General features: G+C 69.5%; 16 protein-coding genes. 5 read left to right on the forward strand and 11 right to left on the reverse strand.

The genetic code is table 11. The annotated features are described in order from the left end of the window. The 5 genes from BO221_RS28700 to BO221_RS28720 all read right to left on the reverse strand — a co-directional run bounded on the left by BO221_RS28700 (nucleotide 1) and on the right by BO221_RS28720 (nucleotide 5,253). Nucleotides 1–495, reverse strand: a complete 495-nt coding sequence (locus tag BO221_RS28700; protein WP_073563787.1) for a hypothetical protein — start codon at nucleotides 493–495, stop codon at nucleotides 1–3. Then, nucleotides 492–2,042 carry a lysine 5,6-aminomutase subunit alpha gene (locus tag BO221_RS28705; protein WP_073563789.1) on the reverse strand — a complete coding sequence of 517 codons (1,551 nt, stop codon included), beginning with the start codon at nucleotides 2,040–2,042 and terminating at the stop codon, nucleotides 492–494. Before BO221_RS28705 ends, BO221_RS28700 begins: the two co-directional genes overlap by 4 nt. Before the next feature lie 12 nt (nucleotides 2,043–2,054). Then, nucleotides 2,055–3,086, reverse strand: coding sequence for an L-erythro-3,5-diaminohexanoate dehydrogenase (locus BO221_RS28710; protein WP_073563791.1), 1,032 nt, complete (start codon nucleotides 3,084–3,086; stop codon nucleotides 2,055–2,057). A 165-nt stretch (nucleotides 3,087–3,251) separates the two neighbouring features. Then, complete coding sequence (locus BO221_RS28715; RefSeq protein WP_073563792.1) at nucleotides 3,252–4,259, reverse strand: esterase family protein; 1,008 nt, start codon at nucleotides 4,257–4,259, stop codon at nucleotides 3,252–3,254. A 28-nt stretch (nucleotides 4,260–4,287) separates the two neighbouring features. Beyond that, nucleotides 4,288–5,253 (reverse strand): uracil-DNA glycosylase family protein, encoded by a 966-nt coding sequence (locus tag BO221_RS28720; protein WP_073563794.1) that lies wholly within the window; start codon nucleotides 5,251–5,253, stop codon nucleotides 4,288–4,290. A gap of 166 nt (nucleotides 5,254–5,419) precedes the next feature. Between BO221_RS28720 and BO221_RS28725 the strand changes: the two genes are divergently transcribed. Next, complete coding sequence (locus BO221_RS28725; RefSeq protein ID WP_073563796.1) at nucleotides 5,420–6,817, forward strand: chloride channel protein; 1,398 nt, start codon at nucleotides 5,420–5,422, stop codon at nucleotides 6,815–6,817. A 4-nt stretch (nucleotides 6,818–6,821) separates the two neighbouring features. Here the strand turns inward: BO221_RS28725 and coaBC are convergent, their stop codons facing one another. Beyond that, a complete protein-coding gene (gene coaBC, locus BO221_RS28730) occupies nucleotides 6,822–8,045 on the reverse strand; it encodes a bifunctional phosphopantothenoylcysteine decarboxylase/phosphopantothenate--cysteine ligase CoaBC (protein ID WP_073563798.1) in 1,224 nt (407 codons plus the stop codon). Nucleotides 8,046–8,211: 166 nt separating this feature from the next. On the opposite strand from coaBC, the gene BO221_RS28735 reads away from it, so the two are divergent. Together BO221_RS28735 and BO221_RS28740 are read left to right on the forward strand one after the other, a co-directional pair. After that, on the forward strand, nucleotides 8,212–8,634 hold the full coding sequence (locus BO221_RS28735; protein WP_073563800.1) for a GFA family protein: 423 nt from the start codon (nucleotides 8,212–8,214) through the stop codon (nucleotides 8,632–8,634). A 36-nt stretch (nucleotides 8,635–8,670) separates the two neighbouring features. Further along, on the forward strand, nucleotides 8,671–9,795 hold the full coding sequence (locus tag BO221_RS28740; protein WP_073563802.1) for a hypothetical protein: 1,125 nt from the start codon (nucleotides 8,671–8,673) through the stop codon (nucleotides 9,793–9,795). Between the two features lie 110 nt (nucleotides 9,796–9,905). On the opposite strand, the gene BO221_RS28745 is transcribed toward BO221_RS28740, so the two are convergent. The 4 genes from BO221_RS28745 to BO221_RS28760 all read right to left on the reverse strand — a co-directional run bounded on the left by BO221_RS28745 (nucleotide 9,906) and on the right by BO221_RS28760 (nucleotide 15,497). Then, nucleotides 9,906–12,878 (reverse strand): carboxypeptidase-like regulatory domain-containing protein, encoded by a 2,973-nt coding sequence (locus BO221_RS28745; RefSeq protein WP_073563804.1) that lies wholly within the window; start codon nucleotides 12,876–12,878, stop codon nucleotides 9,906–9,908. A 104-nt stretch (nucleotides 12,879–12,982) separates the two neighbouring features. Next, nucleotides 12,983–14,245 carry a Stp1/IreP family PP2C-type Ser/Thr phosphatase gene (locus tag BO221_RS28750; RefSeq protein WP_043408468.1) on the reverse strand — a complete coding sequence of 421 codons (1,263 nt, stop codon included), beginning with the start codon at nucleotides 14,243–14,245 and terminating at the stop codon, nucleotides 12,983–12,985. A gap of 81 nt (nucleotides 14,246–14,326) precedes the next feature. Further along, the gene (locus BO221_RS28755) at nucleotides 14,327–14,851 is read right to left on the reverse strand and encodes an FHA domain-containing protein (RefSeq protein ID WP_073563806.1); all 525 of its coding nucleotides are present in this window, start codon (nucleotides 14,849–14,851) and stop codon (nucleotides 14,327–14,329) included. Between the two features lie 46 nt (nucleotides 14,852–14,897). Then, nucleotides 14,898–15,497, reverse strand: coding sequence for a hypothetical protein (locus tag BO221_RS28760; protein ID WP_073563808.1), 600 nt, complete (start codon nucleotides 15,495–15,497; stop codon nucleotides 14,898–14,900). A 120-nt stretch (nucleotides 15,498–15,617) separates the two neighbouring features. Between BO221_RS28760 and BO221_RS28765 the strand changes: the two genes are divergently transcribed. Both BO221_RS28765 and cysQ read left to right on the forward strand, forming a co-directional pair. Continuing rightward, nucleotides 15,618–15,833, forward strand: coding sequence for a hypothetical protein (locus tag BO221_RS28765; protein ID WP_073563811.1), 216 nt, complete (start codon nucleotides 15,618–15,620; stop codon nucleotides 15,831–15,833). A gap of 159 nt (nucleotides 15,834–15,992) precedes the next feature. Next, nucleotides 15,993–16,796 (forward strand): 3'(2'),5'-bisphosphate nucleotidase CysQ, encoded by an 804-nt coding sequence (gene cysQ / locus BO221_RS28770; protein WP_073563813.1) that lies wholly within the window; start codon nucleotides 15,993–15,995, stop codon nucleotides 16,794–16,796. 185 nt (nucleotides 16,797–16,981) lie between these two features. On the opposite strand, the gene cysC is transcribed toward cysQ, so the two are convergent. Continuing rightward, nucleotides 16,982–17,545 (reverse strand): adenylyl-sulfate kinase, encoded by a 564-nt coding sequence (cysC, locus tag BO221_RS28775; protein ID WP_073563815.1) that lies wholly within the window; start codon nucleotides 17,543–17,545, stop codon nucleotides 16,982–16,984. Nucleotides 17,546–17,559 lie beyond the last annotated feature (14 nt).

Below are 17,559 nucleotides of genomic sequence, written 5' to 3' on the forward strand. Positions count from 1 at the left end.
TTACTTCCCCTTCCTGGCCGAGGACTTCGCGTACGCGACACTGCCGGCCACCTTCTCCGCCAGCGTCTCGAAGCGGTCCTTCTTCTTCGCGTCCATGTGGAAGACGAGCGACCAGGTGGTCTTCCCGTCACAACCCACGTACGTCACCGTCTGCACCGACTCCGCACCGTCCGGCGTGGTGTCCGAGTCCACACGGCGCGCCGCCGGAGCCTTCCCCAGCTTGAGCTGCTTCCAGCCGCCCTGCTCGCTCCCCATGGCCGCGAGGATCTTCTCCAGGCACTTCTGGGGCTTCATCCCCGCCGTCTGCACCGCCCCCACGTCCAACAGCAGGTACGCGTCCCCGGTCGGGTCGTCGAAACGCTGGGTGCCATCCGCCTCGGACTGCTGCCACTCGGAGGGCACCTGCAGCGCGAGCGTCTTCACCTCGTACTTCGTCAGCTCGGCCGCCGGCTCCCCGGCCGCGAGCACCATCACCAGCAACGAGCCGAGCATCATGGCGCCTCCAGCATTTCCTGGAACGGGTTGAAGTAGTCCGGAGCCTTCTCCAGCACGCCATCCAGCCCCTTGCCGCCCGTCTCCGCGCGCTTCACGTCACCGAAGTGGCCCCGGCCGATGGCCGCCACCATGCCGTCCTTCTGGCACTCCTCCAGCAGCTCCATCGCCCTGCCGAACACCTCGCGCGCCCGGTTGGCGATCTTCCCGTCCTCGCGCACGGTGAACTCCTCGTCGATGCCCGCCGCCGCCCGGTGGATGTAGCTGGCCGCCTTCAGCGCCACGTACCGGTCCGCCAGCAGCGGCGTGTGCATGGCCTCCGTCATCATCCCCAGCAGCTGGATGCCCTGCCGCGTCCAGATGGCCACCAGGTCCGCCATCACGTCGTACGCGTGGCTGAAGAAGATGTCCGTCTCCTTGTGCTTGGTGGGCGGCATGTACTTCAGCGGCGCGTTGGGGAAGCACCGGCGCACCAGCATCGCCTGCGACAGCTCCAGCAACAGCGTGTCCGCCCGGTACGGATCGATCTCGTACGAGTGCCCCAGGCCCAGCTGCCAGTCCTTCAGGCCCGCGCGCTTGGCGAAGGTCTCGTTGATGAACTGGCTGGCGATGACGGTGTGCGCCGCGTCGTAGGCGTCCGCGGTGGTGATGTAGTTGTCCTCGCCGGTGTTGATGATGATGCCGGCCTGGGCGCAGATGCGGCGGCTGAAGTACTGGTCGATGAAGGTGCGCCGCATGTTGATGTCACGGAACAGGATTCCGTACATCGCGTCGTTGAGCAGCATGTCCAGCCGCTCGTAGGCCGCGGCGAAGGCGATCTCCGCCATGCACAGGCCCGACGAGTAGTTCGTCAGCTGGATGTAGCGCCCGAGCTTGCGGCTCTCGTCGTCCAGGGCCTCGCGCATGATGCGGAAGTTCTCCTGGGTGGCGTACGTGCCGCCGTAGCCCTCGGTGGTGGCGCCGTGGGGCACGTAGTCCAGCAGCGACTGCGCCGTGGAGCGGATGACGGCGATGATGTCCGCGCCCGCCTGCGCCGCCGCCCGGGCCTGATCCACGTCGTCGTAGATGTTACCCGTGGCGACGATCACGTACTTGTGCGGCGCCGCGCCACTGCCCAGCTCCTTGCGCAACGCGTCACGCTGGGCGATGCGGGACTTGAAGTCGTCCATGGCGGAGCGGGCCTCGGCGCGCACCTCGTCGCGGAGGTTCTGCTCCATCTCCGGGGAGAGGGGCCCCAGCTTCTCCGCTGGCAGCGCAGTCAGCCGCTCCACGGCCTCCATGGGGCTGCGCGCGCCCATTTGCAGCGCACGGCCGTACCAGTACGCCGCGCCCTTGTTGAGGACTCCGGCCGCCTTGAGCCGGTCGACCATCAGGTTGGCGAGCGGCACACCTCCGGCTCCCGCGTCGGAGATGCCGAAGAAACGCAGCACGGTGCGCTCGACGGAGACGGTGGTGTTGCGGCGGATGAGCTCGAAGATGGGCTCGGTAATGTCTTCCGCCAGCTTTCGCGCACGAGCGATCTGCGCGTCATCGATGAACGGACCTGGCATGGTGGCACCTTACTATACGTAACGCGTTTCAAAGAGGCGGCGCAGGGCCGGCTCGGCGCGCAGCAGCTCGAGCGTAAAGTCCGCATGCCCGGGCACGTAGCCACTGCCCACCACCATGGTCACATCCTTGCCCACGCCCTCGGCGCCCAGCGCCGCCGCGGTGAAGCTCGTGGCCATGGAGAAGAGGATGACCGTGCCGCCGTCCTTCGCGCTGAGGATGGAGGCCATCTCCGTATTCCCCACCGAGGCGCAGTTGATCACCAGATCACACATGGCGCCATCGGTGGCCCGGGACACCGCGTCCATGGTGTCCACGGCCTGGGTGGCATCCACCTTCAGGCCCACGTCGCACAGCCCGATACCTTTCAGGGTGTCGAGCGCCTGCTCGGAGATGTCGAGCGCCAGCAGCCGGCCCTGGCCCTTGAGGCTGCGCCGCGCCTGCGCGAGGCACAGCGCGCCGCTCTTGCCCGAGCCGAGCACCGCCACCGTCATGCCCGGACGCAGCCACCGGGCCACGAGGGCCGGCGCGCCCGCCACGTCCAGCGCCGCCAGCGCCAGCATGTCCGGCATGTCCGTGGGCAGCTTCGCGTAGAGGCCCGTGGCGAAGAGGATGGCGTGGCCGCGGATGTCCACACGGTCGATGGACGGGTGCACGGCCTTCACCTCGTCGATGACGAGCGGCGTCAGGCTGAGGCTCACCAGCGTGGCGATGCGGTCTCCCGGCTGGAGCTCGCCGCGCGCCGGGTGCTTGGGGCCAATCTCCTTCACCCGGCCGATCAGCATGCCGCCCGAGCCCGTCACCGGGTTCTGCATCTTACCGCGCTCGCGGACGATCTCCTGAACGCGGGCGGCGATGCGCGCCGGCTCCGCGCCCACGTCGTCCTTGATCTGCTTGAAGGAGGCCGCGTCGATGTTGAGGCTCTCCACGTCGATGAGGAGCTCGGCCTCCCGGCAGGGCAGCGAGGGTTCGAGCTTGCGCGCCCGCTGGGGCAACACGCCCTTCTCCCCCACCACGCGGGACAATCCGTAACGGTCGATGCTCATGGCGTCTCCAGGCCTCGGGTGGGCACGTGTCCCACCCGCGCGAATACACGGCTAGCGTGTACCCGGGCAAACGTTGGAGCGCTAGAGGCAACGTGACACGGCCGCGACAACGCCCCGCGTCATCGCGATCCGTGTTTCACGCGGTGAGAAGACGCGCTCGGGTGACTACTCGCTCGCGAGCCGCTGACCGATCACCGACAGCGAGCGCTCGAAGCGGTAGTTCACCCCGGTGTGCCCGTCCTCGAACTCCTCGTGCACGGCCTCGACGCCGCCGTTCTTGAGGTCCTCGGCCACCATCCGCGCGCCCCAGCGCAGGTTGAACTCGTCGCGCGAGCCGCAGTCGATGAAGACGGTCTTCTGCTTGCGGAAGGCGTCCAGGAACTTGGGCACGAAGCGCACCGGATCATGCACCAGCCAGCGGTTCCATACGTCCAGCCGCATGCGGCCCGTCTGCAAGTCGAAGGGCAGCTCCAGGTTGAGCGGCTCGCCCTTCTTCGGCGAGTACGCCGCCGCCATGGCCAGCACGTTGATGACGGTGAAGTCATCGCCGCGCGCCTTGGTCTCGCGGGCGCGCCGGGTGAAGTCCTGGTACCAGGCCTCTACGCCCCCCGCCTTGAGCAGCGCCGAGGCCGCCTTGGGGAGATCCGGCAGGTAGCAGTACTCGAAGTAGGCGTCCGGGGACTGCGCGCTCAGGTGCGAGAAGATCTCCGGATGGTAGCGGCCCATCACCAGCGCGCCGTAGCCGCCCGAGCTGTGCCCCACCACCGCGCGCGCCACCGCCTTGGGCACCGTGCGGTACGTGCGGTCCACGAACCCCACCACGTCCTTGGCCAGGAAGTCCCGGTAGCGGCCGATGGCGTCGCTGTTCACCCACTGGCTCCCGCCCATCGACGTCCACCCGTCCGGGAACACGCCGATCACCGGAGGAATCGTCCCCGCCGCCACCAGCGCGTCCAGCCGCTCGGGCACGCTCACCGAGAACGCGGAGAAGTTCGTCCACGACTTGCCGCTGTTGGAGAACGCGTTGAGGAAGTACACCGCCGGGTAGCGCCGCGCGCCCTCCACGTAGCCCGGGGGCAGGTACACCCGCAGCTGACGCCGCGCCGGATCTCCCAGCGGATTGGACTCCAGCGCCGGTGAGTGCATCTCCTGCGTCTCGAGAACTCCCTTCATCGCGTTCCCCCTCCAGGGGTCTCCCAGGTCAGCCGCGCTGCCCGGGTTGCTTGCCGAAGAACTTCATGACCTGTTGCAGGTCCTCCCACGCCTTCTTCTTCTCCGCCGGTTGGCGCAGCAGATAGGCGGGGTGGAAGGTGGGCATCAGCTTGATGCCCTCGTACTCACGCCAGGTGCCCCGCATCTTCGTGATGGGCGTGCTGTCACGCAGCAGCGTCTGCGCCGCGAACTTGCCCAGCGCGACAATCGCCTTGGGTTGCACCGCCCGGAGCTGCGCGCGCAGGAACGGCTCGCACGCCGCCACCTCGTCCGGCTCCGGGTTGCGGTTGTTCGGCGGACGGCACTTCACCACGTTGCAGATGTAGACGTCGTCGCGGCGGTAGCCCATCGCCTCGATCATCTTCGTCAGCAACTGGCCCGCCGCGCCCACGAAGGGCACACCCTGCGCGTCCTCGTCCGCTCCGGGGCCCTCGCCCACGAAGACCAGCTCCGCGCGCGGGTTGCCCGAGCCGAAGACGATGTTCTTGCGCCCGTCGCACAGCTTGCAGCGGCGGCAGTCGCCCAGTTCGCGGCGGATTTCGTCCAACGTGGGCCGCTCGCCCTCCACCACCCCGGGCAGCGGACCCGCGAGCGGGCGCGGCTGGGCGGGGGCCTCGATGAGCCTCGACGCCGGAGCCTCCCGGCGCGCGGCGGGCGGCTCTGGCGCTCGGGCGGCCAGCGGGCGCTCGGGCTCGGGAGGCGGGGCTCTCGGGGGCATCGGGCGCGCGGCGGGCGGCGGTTGGGCGGCGGCGGGCGCGGGCTGCGCGGCCACGGACGGGGCGGGCTTCGCCGTCTGGGCACGCAGACGCGCCAGTCCCGCTCCGCGCAGCTCGGCGGCCAGACGGGCGTCTACCTGGAGGAATCGGCCACCGTCCTCCTCCTGCCAGAGGAGGTGGCGGCGCAGATCCTCCAGCACTTCGCTCAACTCCTGCGAGGTATCGGGGGCTTCGCTCACGGTGACTCTGGGTTTATGGGTCCGCGCGCCCCGGTTCAACCGCCTGCCGGGTAGGGCGCCCCCACGCTTACCCCAGCGTCGAGTACAACGCCATGGTGGAAATCCGTTGGAATCGATGAGATTGTTTGAGCTCAAATTTTTTGAGCCGAACAGGTACGTTCCGACGATGGCGCGGCGACAGGAACCGTTGGACGAGGAGCAGCGAGCGCTGCACGACTCGTGGGACACGATGGCGCGCACCCTGGCGCGGGTGGCGGTCAACTCCGTGCTCATCTGGGGAGTGTGCTCGGCCCTGCGCTACGGGGTGCATGCCAGCAGCGATCGGTTGCTGGCGTTCGTCGCCGAGGCGGGCGTCTGGTGGGCCCCGGGGATGCTGGTGGGCCTGCTCGTGGCGGGCGGCCTGTTGCGCGGGCTGCTCAACCGGCGCCCCGGCTGGAACGAGGTGGCCTCCGACGGCGTGGACGTGGCCCTGTCCAACTACCACATCACCTACCAGGACGCGGCGGATGATCCCCGTCCGCGCTACTCGCTGCCGGCCTTCGGGCTGGCCTTCCGCAAGGCAGCGGCCACCCTGCTGACGCTGGGGACGGGAGCCTCCGGTGGACTGGAGGGCCCGGTGGTGCTGGTGGGCGAGTCGATGGGCGCGGGTCTGGCGCGCATCACCCGGGCGCGCTCGGAGCACACCCTGCGCACCTGCCAGCTCGCCGGCATCGCCGCGGCCGTGGGTACCCTGCTCAACACGCCCTTCGCCGCCGCGCTCTTCGCGCTCGAGGTGGTGTACGGCAACCGCATCGTCTACCGGAAGCTGGCCTACTGCCTCTTCGCCGGCATCATCACCTACGCCCTCAACAACCGCTTCCTCGGCTTCCGCCCCATCTTCGTGGCACCGCCTCACGGCCATACGTACACCCTGGCCGAGTACGCGCTCACCGCGCTGGTGGCCGTGGCCATCTCGGCGCCCGTGGCGCTCGCCCTGGGCCTCACCATGAAGCACACGCGCCAGCTCGTGGAGCGCGTCCACCCGGTGCTGCGCGGCGCCGCCGGCTCGCTCTTCACCGCCGTGGTGGCCGTGGGGCTCTTCTACGGGTTGCGCATGGATCCACGGCACGTGCTGGGCATGGGCGAGTACACCATCGCCCGGCTGCTCGCGGGGGACGGCGGTGCGCTGTCGCTGTGGTGGTTCCTGCTGCTCATCGTCGTGGGCAAGCTGTTCACCACCGGCTTCACCATTCAATCGGGCGGCTCGGCGGGCATGCTCATCCCCTCCATGGTGCTCGGAGGCGTGTCCGGCGCGGCCACCGCCCAGCTGCTGGCCGCCGCCACCGGGCTGACGTTGAGCCCGCAGCTCTTCGTGGTGGTGGGCATCGCCTCGGCCCTGGTGGCCGTGGTGGGCGTGCCCCTGGCCGCCATCGCCCTGGTGCTGGAGGTCTTCGGGTCCGAGTACGGCCCACCCGCGGTGCTCGCCTGCGGCGTCACCTACGTGCTGACGTTGCGGCTCTCCATCTACCAGCAGCAGCTCCGGGAGCCGGCGGCCCAGGTGGCCGAGGCTCCCGCCGGGAGCTGAAGGTTCAGACGCGTGGAGGCAGCAGCTCGTGGACGAGCCCCAGGATGGAGCGGGCCACCTCGCGCTTCGTCCCGGACAGCTCCCGCTGCGTCCCATCCCGCGTCAGCACCGTCACCTGGTTGGTGTCCACCCCGAAGCCCGCCCCTGGCGCCGACACGTCGTTCGCCACGATCGCGTCCAGCCCCTTCCGCTCCAGCTTGTCCCGCGCGTACTCCACCACCCGCTGCGTCTCCGCCGCGAAGCCCACCAGCACCGGCCGCTTCTCCCGCCCCGACACCCGCCTCGACGCCTCGGCCAGCACGTCCGGCGTGCGCACCAGCGTCAGCGTCTCCGGGCCCTCCGACTTCTTCACCTTCTGCGCCGCGCGCGTCTCCGGCTTCCAGTCACTCACCGCCGCCGAGGCGATGAAGCAGTCCACCTCGTCCACCCGCGCCAGCACCTCGCGCGCCATGTCCTCCGCGCTCACCACATCCACCACCTCGTAGCCGCTCCGCTCCACCGTCCCCACCGGGCCCAGCACCACCGTCACCTTCGCCCCCATCCCCCGCGCCGCCTCCGCCAGCGCCAACCCCATCTTCCCCGTCGACGGGTTGGAGATGAAACGCACCGGATCCAGGTACTCGCGCGTGGGCCCCGCCGAGATGAGCACGTGCCGGCCCGCCAAGGGGCCTGGCGCGAACAGGCTCGCCGCCGCCGCCACGATGGCCCCCACTTCCGCCAACCGCCCCGCTCCCACGTCCCCGCAGGCGAGCATCCCCGCCCCCGGCCCCACGAACTGGAAACGAGGCTCCGCTCGCAGCGCCGCCACGTTCTCCTGCGTCCGCTCGTTCTCCCACATCGCCACGTTCATCGCCGGCGCCAGCAGCACCGGGCCCCGGAACGCCAGCAGCGAGGTCGTCACCGCGTCGTTCCCCATCCCCGCCCGGATGCGCGCCAGCAGGTCCGCCGTCACCGGCGCCACCACATACAGCTCCGCCCAGCGCGCCAGGTCCAGGTGCCCGAAGTTCCCCTCCTGCGCGGGATCGAAGTAGTCCGTCAGCACCGGGTGCCCGCTGAGCGCCTGGAACGTCAACGGCGTGACGAATTGCTTCGCCGCCTCCGTCATCGCCACCCGCACCTGCGCCCCGGCACGCCCCAGCTCGCGCACCAACTCGCATGCCTTGTACGCAGCGATGCCGCCGCCCACTCCGACAATCACCCGGCGCCCCTGCAGAGCCGAAGCTTCCATGCAGGCTTCATTACGCGCGCGGGCCCGGGCTCGCAACCACAGTGCACGGACAGGCGGGAATACCCTCACCCCCGCCCTCTCCCAGAGGGAGAGGGAGTTCTGCCTTGCCCCCTCTGAAAAATGGGCCTACGACGCCGTTTGTTCCTCATTCTCGGGAGGTGTGCCCGTGCCTGTTCCCTTCACCGGAGGCTGCGCCTGCGGGGCCATTCGTTATGAGGGCTCCACCGCCCCCGTCGCCGTCCTCAACTGCTACTGCCGCGAGTGCCAGCGCTCCAGCGGTACAGGGCTCACCACCGTGGCCGTCGTCCCCACGGACTCGCTGCGCGTGTTGCGCGGCACGCCCAGGCAGTATGCGTCGATCGCGGACAGCGGCTCCGAGGTGCGGCGGGAGTTCTGCTCCGAGTGCGGCACCCCGCTGTTCGCCCGCGGTGGCATCCCCTCCTTCGTCGCCATCAAGGCCGGCAGCCTCGATGATCCCAGCTGGTGCGTGCCGATGCTCGACATCTGGACCCAGAGCGCCCAGCCCTGGTCCACCCTGAACCCCGCACTGCCGAAGTTCCCGAAGAACATCCCGGCTCCGCCTCGGTGATGCCTCGAGCCGCCGGCTCGGGTAACTTCTCTGGAGATGAAGAAGGAATGCGGCAGCAACCTGTGGTGGCTCGATGACACGAAGCTCGTCATCCAGCGGCAGCGCAAACCGGTGGACATCCTCAAGGGCGTCTTCGCCCTGGCCATGTCCGCCGTGCTCGGCTGGATTTCGAGGTCCGTGGTGGACATCCAGGCCGTGCTCTTCATGCTCTTCGGTATCGGCTACGGCCTCTACTGCACGCTGGGCGTGTGGGAGGTCACCCTCCACCGGACCTCCGGCCGGGCTTTCTGGCGGTGGGGGCTCGGCGTCCCCTTCTTCTCACAGCAGTCTCGGGTGACGGACACCGACCACGTCCAGCTCGTCACCGCGCAGAGCGGGGACTCCAGCGACTCGAGCATCAACAAATACTCGGTCCGTCTCCCGTCCGGGACCCTCGCGGGCACCGACGACTACGAGGAGGCGCTCGCGCTGGCCGAGGCCGTGGCCCGTCACATGCGGATGGGATTGCAGGTGGACGACGGGCGCATGCGTTCACCCCTGGATTCACCCGCGCTCGCGGAAACCCCGCCCGTGGAGCCGCCCTCCGCCCCTCCCCCGGGCTGCCTCATCCAGGTGCGCGCGCACGGTGAGCAACGGGTCGTGGAGCTGCCCGCCCCCGGATGGTTGGACGCGTACCGCTTCCAGGCCGGCGTCTGCGTTGTGTTGATGCTCATTCCCCTGGGATTCGCCGGCTACCTGTACTCGCTCGACTCATCGTGGAAGGTGGTGGGCATGGTGTCGCCGATCCTGCTGCTCCTCACGGGGTTCGGTGCCTTCCTCCTGCGGGCGACCTTGACGGGCGTCCACACCTCCTGGCGCATCTCCGTGTCGCGGCGAGGGCTCAGGGTGGAGAGCACCAGGGCCGGCAAGCGCCCCGCGACACAGCGGGCCGCCGGGCTCATCCGCGACATCGACGTGCGCGAACAGATGGCGGACTCGCTCCGCGTGGGCATCTCCCGGCGCCCCACCATCCCCATGCTCGTCATCGAATGGCAGAACGGGACGCGGCTCTCGCTCGGGGAGGGGTTTTCTCGCGAGGAGCTCGAGTGGACGGCGAGCCGCATCCGGCAGGAGCTCGCCTCGCTCACCGGCGAGAAGAATCGGGAACTCAAGGCCGGCTGACCCTCACCCCAACCCTCTCCCAGAGGGAGAGGGAGCTGACGCGGATCCAACCTGGGATTCTCGATACCCTCACCCCGACCCTCTCCCGGAGGGCGAGGGAGGTGCTTCGCTCACGGATTATTGAGGATGATGTCTCCCGAGGTGGGGAGCTGCACCGTTCGTATCACCGGGCCTCCCTCCATCTCCGTGTGGAAGTTCGTCCACACCACCGTGTAGCGCCCCGGCGGGAAGCCCTGCAACGTCACCCGTTCTCCCGCTGGCTGGTAGAGCAATTGGCCGTAGCTCACCTTCATCAGCGCCGTCGGCGGGCTGCTCACCGCCCCCACGTCCCCGGCGATCACCCACAGCGCGTTGCCCCGCTCCGGCTTGAGCTGCACTGTCAGCGACGCCGAACCCGGTCCGGGCCCGATGTCCAACCGCTTCTCCCCTCCCTCCACCTGCACCAGCAGTGCCGGCTCTCCCGAGAACTGGCGCGCCGCACCCAACGCGAAGCGGTAGTTCCCCGGCGCCACGTCCACGCTGTAGCGCCCGTCCGGCCCCGTCACGATGCTCACCGACTCGCCCCGGTCCGCGTTCACTCCCTCCAGCTGGAAGCCCGCCGCCGGTGTTCCGTCCGCCCGGTATACCGTCCCGTACAGCTTCGTCGCCGGCTTCAGCACCAGCTCCACCGGCTGCTGCCCCTCGCGCGATGCCTGCGCCGATGCGCTCAGCTTCCCCTTGCGCGCCGACACCGTGAACCTCGCCACGAAGGCCGGGCTCGGCAGCGTGAAGCGTCCGTCCGGCCCCGTCAGCACCGAGTCCTCGCACGCATCACATCCCACCACCGCGTCCGCCACCGGTCCTCCGCCCTCGTCCCGCACCAGCCCCGTCACCGACGGCGCCTTCTCCAACACCAGGTCTCCCAGGTCACTCGGCTGTGCCGGCTTGTCCACCATCAACGGCTCGAAGCCCGGCGCCTCCACCGACACGATGACCCGATCTCCCGCCGTCTGCAGTGCCACCTCGAAGCGCCCATCCGCGCTCGACACGTCGTGCTCGTCCAGCCGGAAGCGCCGCACCGGCTCACCGTCCGAGGCCACCACCCGGCCCGTGAACGTCCCGCGCTCCTCCATCACCAACCGCACCGGCTCGCCCCCAGGCGAGCCCTGTACACGCTCGCGCTGGTCGTACTTCGAGTGCCGTGCCTCCACGAGGTAGGCCCGTCCGGGCTTCAGCGCGCGCACCTCGAAGTGCCCCTGCGCGTCCGTCACCGCAGGCTCGGCCAGGCGCGGCAGCACCGACACCGAGGCCTCCGCCACCGGCACGCCCCGTGTGTCCACCACCTCGCCACGAAGCACCGCTCCCGGCTCGAGCGTCACCGTCACCCGCTGCGTCTGCCCGTCCGCCACCACCACCTTCTGCCGCTCCGAGGGCAGGTAGTCCTTGTGCGTGGCCACCATCGAGTACGTCCCCGCCGGCAACCCCCTCATGGGCACCATCCCCTCCGGCCCGGACGAGGTGTCGCTGCGGAAGATGTTCTCGTTGTCCACCCACAGCACCACGTCGGCGCCCTCCAGCCGGCGCCCCTCCCCCATCACCGTCACCTCCAGCGCCGCCCGGGGCTCCAGCTCCAGCTTCACCCCCTCGGCCGGCGCCGTCGCCTTCACCTGCCCGCCCCCCCACTCCGAGTGGTGCGCGTGCAGCTCGTACAGGCCCGGCGTGGGCACCGCCGCCGTGAAGTTGCCCTCCCCGTCCGCCAACACCGCGTCGCCCGTGGGCTGCACCAGCACCGACACGTTGGGCGCCGGCCGGCCGTACTGGTCCAACACCTGCCCGCGAATCAGCGTGGCCTGGGCCAGCTCCAGCTCCAGCGTCGTCTCGCCCTGCTTCACCCGCGCCGGCATCTGCGCGTCCCGGTAGCCCTCGGCCTTGCCCTCCAGCACGTAGTCACCCACCGCCAGCGGGCCGAACTGCACCAGCGCCCCCGTGGACGGCTTCTGCGACTGGATGGGCTTGCCCCGCGCCGTGCGCAACACCAGCTCCGGCGAGGCCACCGGCTCCCCGGACTCGTCCACCACCGTCACGAGCAATGTGCCCGCGTCCTCCAGCTCCAACGTCACCTGCGTGAGCTGCTCGCTCAGCGTGAGCATTCGCGGAATCGCCCCCAGCTTCCCCGCCTCGGCCGTCACCACCAGCTCGTCCGGGTACAGCCCCTCGAAGCGCGCCACGCCGCCCTCGGCACGTGCCTCCCGCGCCAGGTGGTCCGCCTTCAACCGCACCGTGGCCGTCACCGGCGTGCCCTGCCGCATGACGCGCACCTCCAGCGTCCGCGACGTCTCCAGCCTCAACCGCACCGGCTGCGGGCCCGCCTCGGCCTGGGACTCCACCGCCGGGAGGAAACCCTCCGCGCTGGCCAGCACATAGAAGGGCCCCTCGCCCAGCCCGGACAGCGTGAAGGTTCCATCCGGCCCCGCCACCGTCTCCGACGGCAGCGGCACCTTGAGCGACACCGCGTACACACGCGCGCCCGGCAGTCCCCGGCCCGCCCCGTCCACCACCTGCCCGCCAATGCTCCGCAGGGGCGGCAGGAACAGGTCCACCGGATCGCCCGGGGCCGCGCGCTCGCGCATGGCCGCGCCGAAGCCCGGGGCCCTCGCCCACACGGAGAAGGACACGCCGGCCAGGCGCTCGAAACGGAAACGCCCCTGCCCGTCCGTGCGCACCGCCGCCTTCGGCTGGAGGAAACCCCGCGCCTGCTCGAAGAAGGCCAGCGCGTGCAGGCCACTCTCCCGCGCGGGGCACGTCAGCAGCCCCAGCCCACACTCGTCACACCGCACCGAGTTGAGCGTCTTCTGCGCGCTCGCGGAGAGGAACACCTCCGCTCCAGGCACCGGCCTGCCCGCGGAGTCCAACACCCGCCCCGTCAGCGTGAGGCCCTCCTCCATGCCGGAGGACACCTCCACCGCCTCGAAGTCGGGCAACACACGGGCCGCGGACGCGTCCACGGCGGAAGACGGAGGCGGCGGTGGCGTACGAGGCCACAGCACCGCCACCGCCACGATGACCAGGGCGGCTGCCGCCCCTATGACGAGCCATTTGCGCATGGGACGGCGCGGGACGTTACCCCCGCGACCGGCCTGCCAACCGACATTTCCGGCCTTTCATTCCGGCCGCGTCACCCGCCCGACGCCTTCTTCCCGCCGGGTGCTCACTCCTCGGCGAACGGCTGGATGGCCTGCGCCACGGCCAGCTCCTGCCTCGCCTCGCTCAGCTCCGAGTTCGTCGCCCTCAACCGGTCCGACAGCACCTGGACGAAGCTCCACAGCATCTTCACCGCCAGGATGGACTCGCGCTTCATGAGTCCCATCAGATCCGAGCGTGAAATCACCATGGTGCGCGTGGGCTCGACCGCTCGCACGGTGGCCGAGCGGGGGGCGTTGTCGATGAGCCCCATCTCTCCGAAGTGCCCACCCGGCCGCAGCTCGGCGATCTCCACCCCGCTCTTCTCGATGACCACCCGTCCCCGGATGACCACGAAGAGCTCCTCGCCCGGCTGGCCCTCCACCACAATCTCCCTCCCGGCCGGGAAGGTGCGCGTGGTGGCGATGGACAACACCGCCGTCTGCTCCTTGTAGGTGAGGTGACGGAAGAGCGGAATCTTGCGCAGCGCCTCCATGCGGCTCTGCGCCTCGGAGGTCTCCGCCTCCATGGTGCCTTCGCCGGAGACCTTCACCACCACCGCGGTGATGTTGTCCTTGCCGCCGCGCTCGTTGGCCAGGTCGATGAAGCGCTTGGGCAGCTCCGCCGGCTGCGAGCCCTGCACGAACGGCAGCACCTCGTCGTCGTCCAGGTAGCCGTGCAGGCCGTCCGAGCACAACACGAACAGGTCGCCCGGGAACAGGTCCACAATGAGCGTATCGACCTGGACGGACTCCTGGATGCCCACCGCGCGGGTGATGACGTTGCGGTACTGCGAGGTGGCGGCCTGCTCCTTGGTGATGGTGCCGGCCTTGAGCTGGGCGGCCACCAGGGTGTGATCCTCGGTGAGCCGGTGGCACTGGCCGTGACGCACCAGGTAGATGCGCGAGTCACCCACATGGCCGATCACGCCCTTGTTGCCACTCACGGCGAGGCACACGAAGGTGGTGCCCATGCCGCGCTTGGTGGGGTCCGCCAGCGCCATGCGGAAGATGTCCGCGCACGCCCGCTGGATGGCCACTTCCATCAGGGCCTGGGCCGCGTTGCGCGCGTCCTGGCTCGTGTTGGTGCTCAGGTCCTTGAGCAGGTGCCGGTTGGACACCATGTGCTGGCGGACCACCTCGGTGGCACGGTTGCTGGCCACCTCGCCCGCCGCGTGCCCTCCCATGCCATCGGCCACGATGAACAGGCCGAGCGGGGCGTCCACGAGCATCGCATCTTCATTGTGTTGCCGCTTCCGGCCCACGTCGGTCTGGCCGAACGCCTCTGTCATCAATGGCACCGCGAACGCTCCCTGTTCCCTCGCTTGAGGGGTGAATCACACGTTACGAAGCCCGTGGAAGGGCTGACAAGCTCACGGACCCACCCGCCGCGAAAGCACCTTCGTGAAACCACTCGCCAGGTAGAAGGTCACCTCCACCTGCCCGAAGCGCAGCTTCGTACCGTCCGTGATGGGAGACGGGCGCCGCGGGGTCAACCGGACCCCCCCCACGTACGAGCCGTTCTTCGAGCCCGCGTCGGTGAGGATGAAGCGGCCATCCGTCTCGCGCTGGAACCACGCGTGGAAGCGCGACACGGTGCCATCGTCCAGCACCACGTCGTTGTTGCCCGTGCGCCCCACGGTGATGCCCCGGCCAAACGCGTTCTCCTGGTTCTTCACCACCGGGAAGACGATGGGCTCACCCACCCCCAGCATCGGCGTGGACACGTTGGTGAGCGTCTTGAAGTGGTGGTGCGTCTCGTCCTCGTCGTCTCCCTCGGCTCCGCTCAGCATGGAGGGCGCGGGCGAGAACACGAGCACCGCCGCCGGCAGCGTGCGCTCATAATCCGCCCGCTCTCGCTGAAAGCGACCGATATGGAGGCTGAGAAGCTCGACCATTCGCTACACACTTCACCCCACCCGAGGGGTGAGGGTCCAGAGGCGCCTAGCGCCAGTCCGCATAGAATCCCAGTTGCAGTCCGCCCACATAGGACCGGGCCAGACTCGACCGCCTGTAGTTGTAGGGATCACCATATCCCACTGTGAAGCCGAGGGAAACCGAGCTGAAGCGGTAGCCGATGCGTGCCCGGCCATCCAGCAGGCCGCCCAGGTAGAACTCCTCGTCCGTGGAGCGGTTCTCGAAGCGGGCGTGGAGCCAGGCGGGGCCGGTGCCGACCTGGAAGCCCCACTCCCAGCCGGGCCCGCGGCGGCTGGTGTACCCCAGGGCGAACATCAGCGAGTAGTACTGGAGCGACGTCATGGGGACGTCCTCGTCCTCGACGACGGTGGCCGGCCGGGCCACGGCGATGGCCGCCATGGGCTCGATGAGCAGCCCGAGGGTGTCCGAGCGGCCCTGGAAGAAGACGAGCTGCCACTGCAGGCGGGCCTGGGGGGCGATGACTCCGTCCCGGATGAAGGTGCCCAGGTAGGCCCCCCGGGGGAGCCAGGGAGGCGTGGGTGAGGGAGGCGGAGGAGGGCGCTGGGCCAGTGCGGCCGAGGCGAGACACAGCGTGAACAGGACGCAGGGGAGGAAGCGACGGTTCATGACGCTTCCTTACCTCGTGTCCGGGCAGGGCTTGTCAAGCGCTTGTCAACGAAGGTTTACGTTGGCTATAGCACGTTACCCCCACCCTGTACGGGAGGGTTCCAAGGAGTCGTTTCCCACATGCCCGGTGCGTCAACGCGTACAGGCAACACCAAGAAGAATCTCCCGCGGACCGAGACCCTGGTCCGCAAGGCGGCGGCCGCCGCCACGGGTCTGCTGAACCAGAGTGAGCGCGTGCTGGTCGTCTACGACGAGGGAGGGGCCACCCTCTACTACGAGTCGGACGACGCGGAGGATGGCATAGGCCGCCGCAAGCTGCCTCGAGCCGCCTCCTGACCTGAAGTGACGAAGCAGTGAACGGCGTGCCGGCTGCGCCGCCCGGAGCCCTGGACCGTATGTCTCCGGAAGTCAGTCCCCAGCCGGCTCCCGAGCACCCCCGCTCGGAACCACCGATGAGCGCCGTCACGGGGAACGGCGCCCGGTACTTCCCCTGCCATGACGAATATGGATGAAGCCCTGGTGTCGGCCGTGTGCGAGGTGGCGCGGGAGGCCGGACGGGCCACGCTCCAGTTTCATGGAGGCGCCGTCTCCGTCGAGCGCAAGGGGGATGACTCCCCGCTGACGGCCGCGGACAAGGCCGCGCATGCACTCATCCTCGACGCACTGCGGCGGCTGACGCCGGACATCCCCGTGCTCTCCGAGGAGTCCAGCGAGAAGGACGTGGCCGGACGGCGCGCGTGGAGCACCTTCTGGCTGGTGGATCCGCTCGACGGCACCAAGGAGTTCATCAAGGGCAGCGGCGAGTTCACCGTGAACATCGCCCTCATCTCCGGCACCGGCCCCGTGCTGGGCGTGGTGCACGTGCCCGTCACGGGCGTCACCTACTGGGGCCGTCAGGGAGCGGGCGCTTTCGTGGCCCGGCCCGGCCAGGCGCCAGTGGCCATCCGCACCCGGCCCGCGAACCTCGAGCGGCTCGTCATCGTGGCGAGCAAGGACCACGCGGGCCCCCAGGTGGAGGCGCTCCTGCAGCGGCTCACCACGGCGAGCACCGCCAATATGGGCAGTTCCCTGAAGTTCTGCCTCATCGCCGAGGGCAAGGCGGACTTCTACCCGCGGCTCCAGCCCACCTGCGAGTGGGACACCGGGGCGGCCCAGTGCGTCCTGGAGGCCGCGGGAGGCGGAGTGACGGACCTGACGGGCCGGAGGCTCGTCTACAACAAGGAACGGATCCTCAATCCGTCCTTCCTCGCCTTCGGCGACTCCCGCCCGGACTGGCTCGCGCTGCTGGAGGGACGCTAATCCCTTCAGGGACATATCCCCTCTCCCCTCGGGAGAGGGTCGGGGTGAGGGTATCTGTCCCTGTTCTCCAACCCATGGACCCCAGTGTGGACAGGGGGTTCAACCCGGGATTCGTGGCACCCTCACCCCGTCCCTCTCCCGGAGGGCGAGGGGAAATGGCCGCGTTCATACCTGAAGGGGCTCGCTCAGGCGATGAGCCCGCGCTCCCGCAGCGTGAAGAGGACACGCTCTACACTCGCTTCCACCGTCTCCGAGTCGGTGTGGACCATGACCTCGGGCGACTCGGGGGCCTCGTACGGGTCGGAGATGCCGGTGAAGTGGGGGATCTCCCCCGCCAGCGCCTTCTTGTAGAGCCCCTTCACGTCACGCCGGACGAGCACGTCCAGGCTGGCCCGCGCATACACTTCGATGAAGGGAATGCCCTCCTCCGACGCCAGCCGCCGCACCTCGTCGCGTGAGTCGCGGTAGGGCGAGATGGCCGCCGAGATGACGGCCACCCGGTGTCTGGCCAGGATTCTCGCCACGTAACCGATGCGCCGGATGTTCTCCTCGCGATCGGGCCGGGTGAACCCCAACCCTCGCGACAGGAAGGTCCGGACCTCATCCCCGTCCAGCACCTCCACGGAGCGGGTGGGCTGCAACCGGTCGCGAATCGCCTGGGAGAGGGTGCTCTTGCCCGCCCCGGACATGCCGGTGAACCAGACGATGAACCCCCGCGGACCCGCCGCGTCCGACTGCTCATAGCGCATGGCCACCCTCCTCC

This window comes from Archangium sp. Cb G35, from assembly GCF_001896145.1.
Classification (GTDB): Bacteria; Myxococcota; Myxococcia; order Myxococcales; family Myxococcaceae; genus Archangium; species Archangium violaceum.

Coding starts and splice junctions, on each gene's coding strand:
- BO221_RS28745 (WP_073563804.1), bottom strand. CDS start 12,878: ATGCGCAAATGGCTCGTCATAGGGGCGGCAGCCGCCCTGGTCATCGTG.
- BO221_RS28740 (WP_073563802.1), top strand. CDS start 8,671: ATGAAGAAGGAATGCGGCAGCAACCTGTGGTGGCTCGATGACACGAAG.
- BO221_RS28700 (WP_073563787.1), bottom strand. CDS start 495: ATGATGCTCGGCTCGTTGCTGGTGATGGTGCTCGCGGCCGGGGAGCCG.
- BO221_RS28705 (WP_073563789.1), bottom strand. CDS start 2,042: ATGCCAGGTCCGTTCATCGATGACGCGCAGATCGCTCGTGCGCGAAAG.
- cysC (WP_073563815.1), bottom strand. CDS start 17,545: ATGCGCTATGAGCAGTCGGACGCGGCGGGTCCGCGGGGGTTCATCGTC.
- BO221_RS28765 (WP_073563811.1), top strand. CDS start 15,618: ATGCCCGGTGCGTCAACGCGTACAGGCAACACCAAGAAGAATCTCCCG.
- BO221_RS28755 (WP_073563806.1), bottom strand. CDS start 14,851: ATGGTCGAGCTTCTCAGCCTCCATATCGGTCGCTTTCAGCGAGAGCGG.
- BO221_RS28710 (WP_073563791.1), bottom strand. CDS start 3,086: ATGAGCATCGACCGTTACGGATTGTCCCGCGTGGTGGGGGAGAAGGGC.
- coaBC (WP_073563798.1), bottom strand. CDS start 8,045: ATGGAAGCTTCGGCTCTGCAGGGGCGCCGGGTGATTGTCGGAGTGGGC.
- BO221_RS28715 (WP_073563792.1), bottom strand. CDS start 4,259: ATGAAGGGAGTTCTCGAGACGCAGGAGATGCACTCACCGGCGCTGGAG.
- BO221_RS28725 (WP_073563796.1), top strand. CDS start 5,420: ATGGCGCGGCGACAGGAACCGTTGGACGAGGAGCAGCGAGCGCTGCAC.
- BO221_RS28750 (WP_043408468.1), bottom strand. CDS start 14,245: ATGACAGAGGCGTTCGGCCAGACCGACGTGGGCCGGAAGCGGCAACAC.
- cysQ (WP_073563813.1), top strand. CDS start 15,993: ATGACGAATATGGATGAAGCCCTGGTGTCGGCCGTGTGCGAGGTGGCG.
- BO221_RS28760 (WP_073563808.1), bottom strand. CDS start 15,497: ATGAACCGTCGCTTCCTCCCCTGCGTCCTGTTCACGCTGTGTCTCGCC.